This is a genomic window from Bradyrhizobium sp. CCBAU 21365, assembly GCF_015291305.1.
GTDB lineage: Bacteria > Pseudomonadota > Alphaproteobacteria > Rhizobiales > Xanthobacteraceae > Bradyrhizobium > Bradyrhizobium elkanii.
In genome coordinates, this window is record NZ_CP030036.1 from 73814 (window position 1) to 86091 (window position 12278).

General features: G+C 66.8%; 9 protein-coding genes. 6 read left to right on the forward strand and 3 right to left on the reverse strand.

Annotated elements, in window-relative coordinates:
• Positions 1–236: 236 nt before the first annotated feature.
• From ggt to mutM, 3 genes are all read right to left on the reverse strand, one after another.
• Positions 237–1916, reverse strand: coding sequence for a gamma-glutamyltransferase (gene ggt, locus XI02_RS00335; RefSeq protein ID WP_172648991.1), 1680 nt, complete (start codon positions 1914–1916; stop codon positions 237–239).
• A 122-nt stretch (positions 1917–2038) separates the two neighbouring features.
• Positions 2039–2596, reverse strand: coding sequence for a GNAT family N-acetyltransferase (locus XI02_RS00340; protein WP_069279012.1), 558 nt, complete (start codon positions 2594–2596; stop codon positions 2039–2041).
• 2 nt (positions 2597–2598) lie between these two features.
• Positions 2599–3480, reverse strand: coding sequence for a bifunctional DNA-formamidopyrimidine glycosylase/DNA-(apurinic or apyrimidinic site) lyase (mutM, locus tag XI02_RS00345; RefSeq protein WP_069279013.1), 882 nt, complete (start codon positions 3478–3480; stop codon positions 2599–2601).
• 119 nt (positions 3481–3599) lie between these two features.
• On the opposite strand from mutM, the gene ubiE reads away from it, so the two are divergent.
• The 6 genes from ubiE (at position 3600) to tsaE (ending at position 12272) form a co-directional block, all read left to right on the forward strand.
• A complete protein-coding gene (gene ubiE / locus XI02_RS00350; RefSeq protein ID WP_172646257.1) occupies positions 3600–4361 on the forward strand; it encodes a bifunctional demethylmenaquinone methyltransferase/2-methoxy-6-polyprenyl-1,4-benzoquinol methylase UbiE in 762 nt (253 codons plus the stop codon).
• Positions 4358–5932, forward strand: coding sequence for a 2-polyprenylphenol 6-hydroxylase (gene ubiB, locus XI02_RS00355; protein ID WP_172646256.1), 1575 nt, complete (start codon positions 4358–4360; stop codon positions 5930–5932). The genes ubiE and ubiB overlap by 4 nt, the downstream gene beginning before the upstream one ends.
• A 110-nt stretch (positions 5933–6042) precedes the next feature.
• Positions 6043–7467: a bifunctional phosphopantothenoylcysteine decarboxylase/phosphopantothenate--cysteine ligase CoaBC gene (gene coaBC, locus XI02_RS00360; protein WP_018269269.1), complete on the forward strand. Its 1425-nt coding sequence runs from the start codon at positions 6043–6045 to the stop codon at positions 7465–7467.
• Entirely contained in the window at positions 7464–7922 is a 459-nt protein-coding gene (gene dut / locus XI02_RS00365; protein ID WP_172646255.1) for a dUTP diphosphatase, read from the forward strand. The genes coaBC and dut overlap by 4 nt, the downstream gene beginning before the upstream one ends.
• 319 nt (positions 7923–8241) lie before the next feature.
• Positions 8242–10752, forward strand: a complete 2511-nt coding sequence (locus tag XI02_RS00370) for a PAS domain-containing sensor histidine kinase (RefSeq protein ID WP_172646254.1) — start codon at positions 8242–8244, stop codon at positions 10750–10752.
• Positions 10749–12272, forward strand: a complete 1524-nt coding sequence (gene tsaE / locus XI02_RS00375; RefSeq protein WP_172646253.1) for a tRNA (adenosine(37)-N6)-threonylcarbamoyltransferase complex ATPase subunit type 1 TsaE — start codon at positions 10749–10751, stop codon at positions 12270–12272. Before XI02_RS00370 ends, tsaE begins: the two co-directional genes overlap by 4 nt.
• Positions 12273–12278 lie beyond the last annotated feature (6 nt).

Here is a 12278-nt window from a genome sequence, read left to right on the forward strand (position 1 = left end):
GCGGACGATCCAGCATTCCATAGTCATTTGTGATTCAGCTACCACTCTTCCCACATGTCGTCCTGGCGAAAGCCAGGACCCATAACCACCGCATCAGCGATGAAACAGGATCGCGGTCCCGGCGTCGCACAGCAATGAGATTAGGGGTAATGGGTCCCCTGAGTTCACTCTTGGCTTTCGCCAGGACGACGTTGAGGATGGTTCTCGGTTCAACCTGTCAAACAGCGTAGTCGGCCTCACCTCAACGCAAACCGCACCCCGGCGCGGGCGAGGCCGCCGGCAATGCCGATTGGGGTGCCGTCGGCGCGCCAGCAGGCTGCGCCCGAAATCGTGCCGTCAGCGTGAAACTGGATCGCGTTCATGCCGCCGGCCACCGTCGGCACCACCTGCACCTTGTGGCCCCTGGCTGACAGCGCGGCGCGCACGGCCTCCGGCACCGCCTGCTCGACTTCCAGCGCATTGCCTTCGGTCCAGACCCGCGGCGCCTCGACCGCCTCCTGCAGGCTCATGCCGTGGTCGATCAGATTGATCAGCGCCTGCATCGCGCTCGGGAAGATGCGCTTGCCGCCGGGCAGGCCGAGCGCGTAAGCCAGCTTGCCGTCGCGTAGCGCCATCATCGGCGACATCGAGGTGGTGACGCGCTTGCCGGCGGCCAGCGACAGCGCGTGCCCCGGCCGCGGATCGAACAGGTTCATGTAGTTGTTCGGCACGGTGCCGAGGCCGGGGATCAGGATCTTGGCGCCGAACAGATTGTTGATGGTCTGGGTGGTCGCGACCACATTGCCCATCGCGTCCGCCGCGGTCATGTGCGTGGTGTGCGCGCTTTCGAGCTGGGTGACGCCGGCGCTCCAGGCCTGCGCGGCAGCGGGATCGATCGCGCGGCGGCGCTCCTCGGCATAGGCCTTCGAGGTCAGCCGCTCGACCGGGACGTTGATATAGGCGGGATCGCCGCTCGCGGCCGCGCGGTCGGCAAAGGCGATCTTCAGCACCTCGGCAAGATAGTGGATGGTCTCGGCCGTGCCGAAGCCGAGCCGCGCGATGTCATAGCCTTCGAGGATGTTGAGCATCTGCGTGATGTGCACGCCCGACGCCGCCGGCGGCGGAGGCCCGAGGATTTCCCAGCCGCGGTAGTCACAGCGGATCGGCTGCCGCTCGACGGTCTTGTAGGTCGCAAGATCCTCCTGCGCGATGAAGCCGGCGTTCCTTTTCATGTAGTCGACCAGGATGTCGCCAAGCGGCCCCTGGTAGAGCGCGTTGTCGCCATGATCGGCGATGTATTTCAGCGTCTCGGCATATTCCGCCTGCACCACGCGCTCGCCGGGCTTCAGCGGCGCGCCATCAGGCAGATAGATCGCCGAGATCGGCTTGTCCTTCAGCATCTCCTCGGCGCCGTCGGTGATGCATTCGTGCAAATAGGGCGTCGCCGCATAGCCGCGCTCGGCGTGCTTGATCGCCGGCTGCATCACGTCGGCAAGGCTCATGGTGCCGAAGCGGCGCAGCGTTTCGCACCAGGCCTTCAGCGAGCCCGGCACCGCGACCGCCTTCGGCCCATTCAAATTCTCGTTGCCGACGGTGTCGAACACGTCATGCGCCGAACCGGGCTTCGAGGTGTAGGTATCCGGCTTTACCGCCTGCGGCACCGTGCTTTGGCCGTCGATGAAGCGATGGCTGCCGTCGGCGAGGCGAATATGCGCCATGCCGCCGCCGATGATGCCGACCATCATCGGCTCGACCACGGTCAGCGTGAACAAGGTGGCGATCGCCGCATCGATCGCGTTGCCGCCGGCCGCTAACATCTCGGCGCCCGCGCTCGATGCCAGCGGATGATTGCTCACCACCATGCCGCGGCTGCTGGTGGCCGGCTGCTTCTCGCATTGAAAACTTGTCGCGGCGCGGTCGCGCCAGGCGCCATTCATCGACATGCCGTTCATCGCCATTGTGTTCTCGTTCTTGATGGAGCGATGGGACCTATGTTCGCCAGCCTCGCATGCGCGGTCAAGCTGTCGCATTCGTCATGGCCGCATTCGCAAAAGCGATGTCACCGTCGATCGCGCAGCCAGGTCTCGCGCGCGACCTTCCATTTCTCCGCTCTGGATTCGCCGTTGTGGTGCGGAAGCTCGACGAAGCCGACGAATTCGGCGCCGGTCTTCTGCTTGACCCGGCGCGAGGCGACGTTGGACTGCGCGTTGCAGACATGGAAGTGATCGAGGCCGAGCGTCAGGAAGGCGAAATCGTTCACCGCCGCGATCGCTTCCGTCATGAGGCCCTGATTCCAGTACGGCTCGGCGAGCCAGAACCCGCGATTGCCCTTGCGGCCATCGGCGCGCGGCCGGAAATTGACGTTGCCGATCGCCTCGCCGTCGCCGGCACGCAACACCAGCACCCATTGATAGCTTTCCTCGCCGGCCGCGATCTTATCCAGCTCCCGCCTGATAAAGCTTTCCGCACCGTCGCCGGGATAGGGCCACGGCACCACTGTGGCGAGAGTCTTGATCACATTCCAATTGTTGAAGTGACGCTGGATCGCCGCGGCATCCGACAGCGCAAGCGGCCGCAGGATCAGGCGCCGCGTCTCGATGCGCGGGGTCTCGAACATTGCTACTTCTGGCACTTCGGGCACCAGAACGTCGAACGGCCGTTCTGGGTGAAGCGCCTGACGATGCCCTCGCAGCCTGAGGTGCGGCACGTCTCGCCTTCGCGGTCGTAGACCTGGAACGAATGCTGGAAGTAGCCGAGATCGCCATTGGTCAACCGATGGTCGCTGATCGAGGAGCCGCCGGCCTTGATCGCCTGGTTGAGCACCGAATGGATCGCGTCGACCAGCCGCCTGGCGTGGTCGGTGGGCTCAGCCTTCTTCGTTGCAAGCGTCGCGGCCAATCGCCGCGGCGACAGATGCGAACGAAACAGCGCCTCGCAGACATAGATGTTGCCAAGTCCCGCCACCACGCGCTGATCGAGCAGCGCGGCCTTCAGGCTGGTCTTCTTGTTGTGGCAGGAGCGCGCCAGCATCGCCGCGTCGAATTCGTTGCCGAGCGGCTCGGGACCGAGCCCTTTCAGCAGCGGCTCATCCTCGATCGCGTTGCGCGCGATGATCTTCATGTAGCCGAAGCGCCGCGGATCGTTGAAGACGACGGCCGCGCCCGACGACATGTGGAACACGACGTGATCATGCGCGCGATCCTCGCTGCGCGGGTGGTGGAATTGCCCCGGCGTCGCCGCGCCGTCCTGCTTCAGCACGCGGAACGAGCCCGACATGCCCAGATGCATCAGCAGCACGTCGCCGGAGTTCAGGTCCGCCATCAGATATTTGGCACGGCGGCCGAGCCCGGTGATGGTCCGGCCCTCCAGCCGGGCGATAAAGTCTTTTTGAAACGGAAACCGCAAATCCTTGCGGCGGGCCTCGGCCTTGAGGATCCTGGACCCCTCCATGGCCGGCTGCAGGCCGCGGCGGACGGTCTCGACTTCGGGTAATTCCGGCATGGCAGGCATTCACCTTTTGGAAGTGACGTGATAGCGCCATTGCGGCCGCCGCGCTATGGTCTGGCTGGAGCGTTTTCGAGCGAAGAAAACGCGACCAAAAAGGGTAAGAGTTCTGAGTGATGGATCGGCCGGATCAAACCACCCATTTCGGCTTCAGGGACGTGCCCCTGGGCGAGAAGCAGACGCTGGTGAACGACGTGTTTCACAGCGTCGCGTCGCGCTACGACCTGATGAACGATCTGATGTCGGCAGGCCTGCACCGGGCCTGGAAGGATGTCATGATCACGACGCTCGATCCGCCGAAGGGCGACCGGCCGTTCGCGCTGCTCGACGTCGCCGGCGGTACCGGCGACATCGCGTTCCGGGCCGCCAAGACCGCGGGTGCGGGCTTTCATGCCACGGTCTGCGACATCAATACCGACATGCTCGCCGTCGGCCGCGAGCGTGCCGCGAAGCAGCACCTCGATGACCGCGTGTCGTTCGTCGAGGGCAACGCCGAAGCGCTGGGCTTCGCCGACCGCGCGTTCGACGCCTACACCATCGCGTTCGGCATCCGCAACGTGCCGCAGATCGACCTTGCGCTGCGCGAGGCCTATCGCGTGCTCAGGCCGGGCAGCCGCTTCCTGTGCCTGGAATTCTCCACCGTCGACGTGCCCGGCCTCGACAAGATCTACGATCTGTTTTCCTTCAAGGTGATCCCGCCGCTCGGCCGCGCCGTCACCGGTGACGCCGAGTCCTATCAATATCTCGTCGAGTCGATCCGCAAATTCCCGCGGCCGAACGCGTTCGCCGAGATGATCGGCGCCGCCGGCTTTGCCCGCGTGAAGTGGCAGAGCCTCTCCGGCGGCATCGTGGCGCTGCATTCGGGCTGGCGTTTGTGATCTCTGCACTGACCCACATCACGCGCCTCGCCCGCGCCGGTTTCGTGTTTGCGCGCGAGGGCGTGTTCGGCGTCGTCGATCCCGCGCTGGTGCCGCCGCCCGGGCAGCTCGCGCTGAAGCTGGCGCGGCTGATCGAGCGCCGCTCGGCCAAGTCAGGTCCGCGGTTGTCGCGCGCACTGACGCGGCTCGGACCGGCCTATCTCAAGCTCGGGCAATTCCTCGCCACCCGCCCCGACGTGGTCGGCGTGTCGATGGCGCGCGATCTCGAAAGCCTGCAGGACCGGCTGCCGCCGTTCGCGCAGGAGGCTGCCGAAACCGTCATCACGCAATCGCTGGAACGGCCGCTGGCGCAGGCCTTCGTGCATCTGGGCCCTGCGGTTGCCGCGGCCTCGATCGCGCAGGTGCATCGCGGCGAAATCGAGCGCGACGGCGTCCGGCATCCGGTTGCGGTCAAGGTGCTCCGGCCCAACGTCGCCGCGCGCTTCCGCCGCGACCTCAGCGACTTCTTCTTTGTCGCGCACAAGGCCGAGGCGCATTCCGCCGAGGCGCGGCGCTTGAGGCTGATCGAGGTCATCAACACGATGTCGCGCTCGGTCGCGATGGAGATGGATCTGCGGCTCGAGGCGGCCGCGCTGTCCGAGATGGCCGAGAACACACGCGACGATCCGGACTTCCGCGTCCCCGCGGTGGATTGGGATCGCACCGCGCACAGCGTGCTGACGATGGAGTGGATCGACGGCATCGCGCTGAACGATCACGTCCGGCTGAAGCAGGCCGAAGTCGACCTGCCCGATCTCGGCCGCAAGGTGATCCAGAGCTTCCTGCGCCACGCGCTGCGCGACGGCTTCTTCCATGCCGACATGCATCCCGGCAATTTGTTCCTCGATGAGGCCGGCCGGCTCGTTGCCGTGGATTTCGGCATCATGGGACGGCTCGGGCTGAAGGAGCGGCGCTTCCTGGCCGAGATCCTGCTCGGCTTCATCACCCGCGACTATCGCCGCGTCGCCGAGGTGCATTTCGAGGCCGGCTACGTGCCGGGCCACCATTCGGTGGAGAATTTCGCGCAGGCGATCCGCGCGATCGGCGAGCCGATCCACAATCGCACCGCCGAGGAAATCTCGATGGCGAAGCTGCTCACGCTTCTGCTCGAGGTCACCGGCCTGTTCGACATGCAGACGCGCCCCGAGCTGATCCTGCTGCAGAAGACCATGGTGGTGGTCGAGGGCGTGGCGCGCGGCTTCGACCCGAAGCTCGACATCTGGAAGATCGCCGACCCCGTGGTGCGCGAATGGATCACGCAGAATCTCGGCCCGGCCGGCCGCATCCAGGGCGCGATCTCGGGTGCGGGCGAGCTCGGCCGCATCCTCGCCAACCTGCCGTCGATCGCCAACCGCGCCGTCACGGTGCTCGAGCAGCTGGAGACCATGACGCTGGAGGGCCACATGCTGTCGTCGGACTCGATCGACGAAATGGCCCGCGCCGAGGCCCGCAAGGCGCGGGTGCAGACCGTCGGCCTCTGGGTCATTGCGATTGCCTCCATCGCGATCTTTTTCGCCATCCGGGCGCACTGATTGCAATGCATGCACCATGTGATAGCATCGCTATCATATTTATTTGGGCATGATCGCTCCCGGAAAAGCGCTTCACACTTTTCCGGATCATGCTTTGAGGGCAGCACGCCATGGCCAGCCTGACCATCCGCAAACTCGACGACACGCTGAAGGCCTATCTGCGGCTGCGCTCCGCCAGGAACGGACGCTCGGTCGAGGAGGAGGTCCGGGTGATCCTCCGGGAGCTCGCAGACGGCGGACCGGAGCCTGCCGAGGCGCCCGGCCCAGGTTCCGCGACAGTGACAGCCCCTGCTCCGCGGGCCGCGAGCGCGGTCGGCGAGCCGCGCGTCACCCTGATCATCGGCGGGGGGATTGCGGCCTACAAGGCGCTGGATCTGATCCGGCGGCTCAAGGAGCGGCACATCCAGGTCCGCTGCGTGCTGACCAGGGCGGCCCAGCAATTCGTCACCCCGCTCGCCGCCAGCGCGCTGTCGCATGAGCGCGTCTACACCGACCTGTTCGACGCCGAGAGCGAGTTCGACGCCGGCCATATCCGCCTGGCGCGGGACTGCGATCTGATCGTGGTGGCGCCGGCGACCGCCGACCTGATGGCCAAGATGGCGCAGGGCCATGCCGACGATCTCGCCACCGCCACCTTGCTGGCGGCCAACCGGCCGATCCTGCTGGCGCCGGCGATGAATCCGCTGATGTGGAACAATCCGGCCACCCGCCGCAATGTGCTGCAGCTCCGCCGCGACGGCGTCCATACCGTCGGGCCCAATGCGGGGGAGATGGCGGAAGCCGGCGAGGCCGGCGTCGGGCGGATGGCCGAGCCGACCGAGATCGCCGCCGCCGCCGACCGCATGCTGCGCCCGCCGCAGCCGCGGCCGCTGGCCGGCAAGCGGGTGCTGATCACCGCCGGCCCGACCCATGAGGCGATCGATCCGGTCCGCTACATCGCCAACCGCTCGTCCGGCAAGCAGGGCTTTGCCATTGCCGCCGCCGCGCGCGCCGCCGGCGCCGAGGTGGTGCTGGTGACCGGCCCGGTCGATCTCGACGACCCCCAGGGCATCTCGGTCATGCACGTGGAGTCCGCCCGCGACATGCTGCACCGGGTCGAGGCGGCGCTGCCGGTCGACGTCGCGATCTTTGCCGCCGCGGTCGCCGACTGGCGGGTCGCCAATGAAGGCAGCCAGAAGCTGAAGAAGACCGCGGCCGGCATGCCGCCGCTGCAGCTGGTCGAGAACCCGGACATCCTTGCGACAATTTCCAAGCTGAAGGAGCAGCGGCCGCCGCTGGTGATCGGCTTCGCCGCCGAGACCGAGCATCTGATCGAGAACGCCAAGGCGAAGTTCGCGCGCAAGGGCTGCGACTGGATCGTCGCCAACGACGTCTCGCCGGCGACCGGGGTGATGGGCGGCGACCGCAACACCGTCCACCTGCTCTCGCGCGAGGGCAAGGACGTCACCGTCGACTCCTGGCCTGTCATGACCAAGGAGGAAGTCGCGACCGCGCTGGTGTCGCGCATCGCCAGAGCCGTAGGAACCGCATCGTGAGCGCCACCATCAGGGTCGAAGTCCACCAATTGCCGCACGGCGCGGATCTTTTGCTGCCGATCTATCAGACCGCCGACGCGGCCGGCCTCGACCTGCTCGCGGCGGTGCCGCAGTCGGCGCCGCTGCTGCTGCTGCCGGGCCGCTACGAGATGGTTCCGACCGGACTGACGATCGCGCTGCCGCCGGGCTACGAGGCCCAGGTGCGGCCGCGCTCCGGCCTTGCCGCCAAATACGGCGTCACGGTGCTGAACTCGCCCGGCACGATCGACGCCGACTATCGCGGCGAGATCAACGTGCTGCTGATCAATCACGGCCACGAGGTGTTTTCGATCCGGCGCGGCGAGCGCATCGCGCAGATGGTGATCGCGCCGGTCACAAAGGCCGAGCTGGTTCCGGTCGAGGTGCTGTCGCCGACCGGGCGCGGCAGCGGCGGCTTCGGCTCGACCGGACGCTAGCGCGCGAAGTGTGCGGACGAGCCTCGGGAGATCACGCTTCGTGCGCCCCCCGCATGACTACGGAGCCAATTCGCATAAAATCCCCGCCACCCGGCGGCATTTTTTCACAGGGGATTCTGCGTTCACGGTCTGGACTCTTACTCGCCGAGTCCCGTTGGGACTATTCTGTTTTGATTCGAGCGCGACGGGGGGTCTTCGTCGGGCTGACTGGTCCTGCTTGGGCATGATCGGCGGACAAACGTTGTACGTTTGCCGTGAGGGAACACCGGTCTCCTCTTTTCCGGATCATGCCCGGGGTTTGTGCGTTCTGGGGCAACATATGTCGGGCGTAGTCGCGGCAATGCGTCGAACCCTGCTGTCATGCACCTCACTGGCGCGCGACGGCATGATTGGGCTCGCCATCACCGCGCTGCTGCCGGTCCGCACCTCGTTTGCCGCCGAGAGCCTGGTGACCCAGGCGATGTCGGATCATTTCGGCTTCAATCACCAGGAGGTCGCGGTCCTCGCGACGTCGCTTGCGCTGGTCGGCTTCTCGGCCGTCGCCGCGATCCTCTTGATGCGCACCCGCGTGCGCGCGACCCGCAACGAAGAGCAGCTGCAGTCCGAGATCACGGACCTGCAGGCGCAATCGGACCGGCTGCGCGCGCTGCTGTTCGTCGAGCCGCAGGTCCTGATCTCCTGGGCCGCGGGCGACAACCGACCGCAGATCTCGGGCGACATCTCGCTGGTGATGTCGCAGGAAGGCTCGCCGCAACGCGTCCTCGCCTTCGGAACCTGGCTGCCGCCCGAGCCGGCGCTGCAGATGGACCACGCCGTCGACGCGCTGCGCGAGAAGGGCGAGGCGTTCCTGCTCAACCTCTCGACCTCGGCCGGCCGCGCCATCGAGGCGATGGGCCGCGCGATCGGCGGCCAGGCCATCGTGCGGATCCGCGAGCTCGGCGGGCTGCGCCGCGAGCTCGCCGAGTCCAACCTGCGCTACAAGACGCTGCAGGAGGAAACCGAGCTGCTGCGCGATTTCGCCGCCGCCGCGCCATGGCCGATCTGGGCCAAGAGCCTCGAGGGCAATCTGCGCTATGCCAACGCGGCCTATGTCCGCGCCACCGAGGGCAGGAGCGTGTCGGACGCGCTGCAGCGCAATCTCGAACTGCTCGAAAGCGACCAGCGCACCGAATTGACCCGCGCGCTGAACGACAATGCCAATTATGCCGCGCGACTGCCGATCGTGGTCAGCGGCGAGCGGCGGATCTACGACGTGCAGGCGCTCAAGCTAAGCGGCGGCAGCGCCGGCATCGCGATCGACGCCAGCGAAGCTGCGGCATTGCGCGCGGCGATCGCGCGGATGGTCGAGGCGCACCGGCGCACCCTCGACCAATTGTCCTCGGGCGTCGCGGTGTTCGATGCCGACCGGCGGCTCACCTTCTACAACGAGTCCTATCGGCGGCTGTGGGGCCTCGACCAGGCCTTCCTCGACGGCAACCCCGACGATTCCAGCGTGCTGGACCGGCTGCGCGCCAACCGCAAGCTGCCCGAGCAGCCGGATTTCCGCGCCTGGAAGGCCAAGCTGCACGAAGCCTATCGCGCGGTCGAATCCGAGACCTATACCTGGTTCCTGCCCGACGGCCGCGCCATCAGCGTGGTCACCACGCCGAACCTCGAGGGCGGCGTCACCTATCTGTTCGACAACGTCACCGAGAGCCTCGACCTCGCCCGCCGCTACGACCGCCTGACGCGGGTGCAGCGCGAGACCCTGGACAATCTCGGCGAGGCGGTCGCGGTGTTCGGCAGCAACGGACGCGCGGAACTGTTCAACCCGCCCTTCGCCAAGATGTGGAAGCTGCCGGCCGACGCGCTGCAGGGCGAGCCGCATATCGAGGCGGTGGAAGCGCTGTGCCGGCCGCTGTTCGACGACGCCCTGACCTGGCGCACGCTGCGCGAGCAGATCACCGCGATCGAGAACCGCGCCCAGGTCGCGCTCAAGCTCGAGCGCAAGGACGGCAGCGTGCTGAATTGCATGACCATCCCGCTGCCCGACGGCAAGACCCTGCTCGCCTTCCAGGACATCACCGACACCGAAAATGTCGAGCGGGCGCTGCGCGAGCGCAACGAGGCGCTGGAAGCCGCCGACCAGATGAAGGTGGATTTCGTCCACCACGTCTCCTACGAGCTGCGCGCACCGCTCACCACCATCATCGGCTTCGCGCATTTCCTCAGCGATCCCTCGACCGGGCCGCTGACGCCGAAGCAGGCCGAATATCTCGACTACGTCACCAAATCGACCAACGCGCTGCTGGCGCTGACCAACAACATTCTCGATCTCGCCACCATCGACGCCGGCGCCATGAAGCTCGAGCTCGGTCCGGTCAATATCGGCCAGGCGATCGAGGCTGCCGCAGAAGGCATCCAGGACCGCCTCGCGACCGACCGCATCACGCTGAAGGTCGATATCGAGCCCGACATCGGCGCCTTCGTCGGCGACGAGCGGCGCGTGGTGCAGGTGCTCTACAATCTGCTCGCCAACGCGGTCGGCTTCTCGCCGCATGACGCCACCGTCACGATCAGCGCGCACCGCACCGAGCACAGCGTGGTGTTTGCGGTGACCGACGCCGGTCCCGGCATTCCGGCCGAGATGCGCGACAAGGTGTTCAACTGGTTCGAGAGCCATTCGCACGGCTCGCGGCACCGCGGCGCGGGCCTTGGCCTGTCGCTGGTCCGCTCCTTCGTCGAACTGCATGGCGGACGGGTGCGGGTCGATTCGACCGTAGGCCGCGGCACGACCGTGACCTGCGACTTCCCGATCGACCAGACCGCACATCGCAACGCTGCTGAATGACGGCAACCTCGACATTCTCGGTGGCGCTCGCGAACGAGACCGCGACAGCGGAGCTGATGGCCGACCTCGCGCTGCTGATCGGCGCCGGCGACGTCATCACGCTGTCCGGCGACCTCGGCGCCGGCAAGACCACGGCCGCGCGCGCGCTGATCCGTTACCTCGCCGCCGACGATGCGCTGGAGGTGCCGAGCCCGACCTTCACGCTGGCGCAGAGCTACGAGCTGCCGTCGTATCCGCTGGTCCATGCCGACCTCTACCGCATCAAGGACGCCAGCGAGCTCGAGGAGATCGGGCTGTCGCCGCTGCCCGACGACATCGTGGCACTGATCGAGTGGCCGGAACGCGCGCCCGACGCGATGCCCGCCGACCGCATCGATATCGCGTTCAGCCACCGTCCGGCGCTCGGATCGGCGGCGCGCGCGGCCGAGATCACCGGCCATGGCAAGGGCGCAGCGAAGGTCGCGCGGCTCAACGAGCTGCGCCAGTTCCTCGATCGCGCGGGCTTTCTCAATGCCCGGCGCGAACGCATGCCGGGCGACGCCTCGACACGCTCCTATGCGCGGCTGCGCAACGACGACGGCACCGTCATCCTGATGAACTCGCCGCGCCGTCCCGACGGCCCGGCGATCTACAGCGGCCAATCCTACAGCGCGGCAGTGCATCTCGCCGAAGACGTCAGGCCGTTCGTCGCGATCGGAAACGGCCTGCGCAAGCATGGTTTCTCCGCGCCCGCGATCCGTCACATCGACCTCGGATCCGGCTTCCTCATCACGGAGGATTTCGGCGCCGAAGGCATCATCGAGGGCGATCCGCCGCAGCCGATCGCCGAGCGTTACGAGGCCGCCGTCGACATGCTGGCGGCACTGCACCGCGAGGTGCTGCCGGAGCAATTGCCGCTGACGTCAGACGAGAGCTACGACATCCCGGTGTTCGACATCGACGCCTGGCTGATCGAGATCGGGCTGATGCTGGAATGGTATCTGCCCGACCGCGGCGTGCAGCCGAGCGAGGAGCTTCGCGCCGAATTTCTCGGGATGTGGCGCGGCCTGCTGGAGAAGCCCGCAGCCGCGCCGCGGACCTGGGTGATCCGCGACTTCCATTCGCCGAACATCATCTGGCTTGCCGAACGCACCGGCATCCTGCGCGTCGGCGTCATCGATTTCCAGGACGCGCTGCTCGGCCCCGCGGCCTATGACGTGGTGTCGCTGCTGCAGGACGCGCGGATCGATGTGCCCGAGCAGCTCGAGCTGTCGCTCTTGACCCGCTACATCAAGGCGCGGCGCGCGACCGATGAAAGCTTCGATCCGGCCGGCTTCGCCGAGCTCTATGCGATCATGTCGGCGCAGCGCAACACCCGCCTGCTCGGCACCTTTGCGCGGCTCAACCGCCGCGACGGCAAGCCGCAATATCTCAAGCACCAGCCGCGGATCTGGACCTATCTCGAGCGGTCGCTGGCGCATCCGGCGCTGACCAGCTTCCGCATCTGGTACACAGCCAACGTCCCTCCTCCAGTACCGTAGTTTACG

What these genes read in the sequence shown, in the direction of transcription:
- ggt (WP_172648991.1), bottom strand. Translation starts at nt 1,916, where the DNA reads ATGAATGGCGCCTGGCGCGACCGCGCCGCGACAAGTTTTCAATGCGAG.
- XI02_RS00340 (WP_069279012.1), bottom strand. Translation starts at nt 2,596, where the DNA reads ATGTTCGAGACCCCGCGCATCGAGACGCGGCGCCTGATCCTGCGGCCG.
- mutM (WP_069279013.1), bottom strand. Translation starts at nt 3,480, where the DNA reads ATGCCGGAATTACCCGAAGTCGAGACCGTCCGCCGCGGCCTGCAGCCG.
- ubiE (WP_172646257.1), top strand. Translation starts at nt 3,600, where the DNA reads ATGGATCGGCCGGATCAAACCACCCATTTCGGCTTCAGGGACGTGCCC.
- coaBC (WP_018269269.1), top strand. Translation starts at nt 6,043, where the DNA reads ATGGCCAGCCTGACCATCCGCAAACTCGACGACACGCTGAAGGCCTAT.
- XI02_RS00370 (WP_172646254.1), top strand. Translation starts at nt 8,242, where the DNA reads ATGTCGGGCGTAGTCGCGGCAATGCGTCGAACCCTGCTGTCATGCACC.
- tsaE (WP_172646253.1), top strand. Translation starts at nt 10,749, where the DNA reads ATGACGGCAACCTCGACATTCTCGGTGGCGCTCGCGAACGAGACCGCG.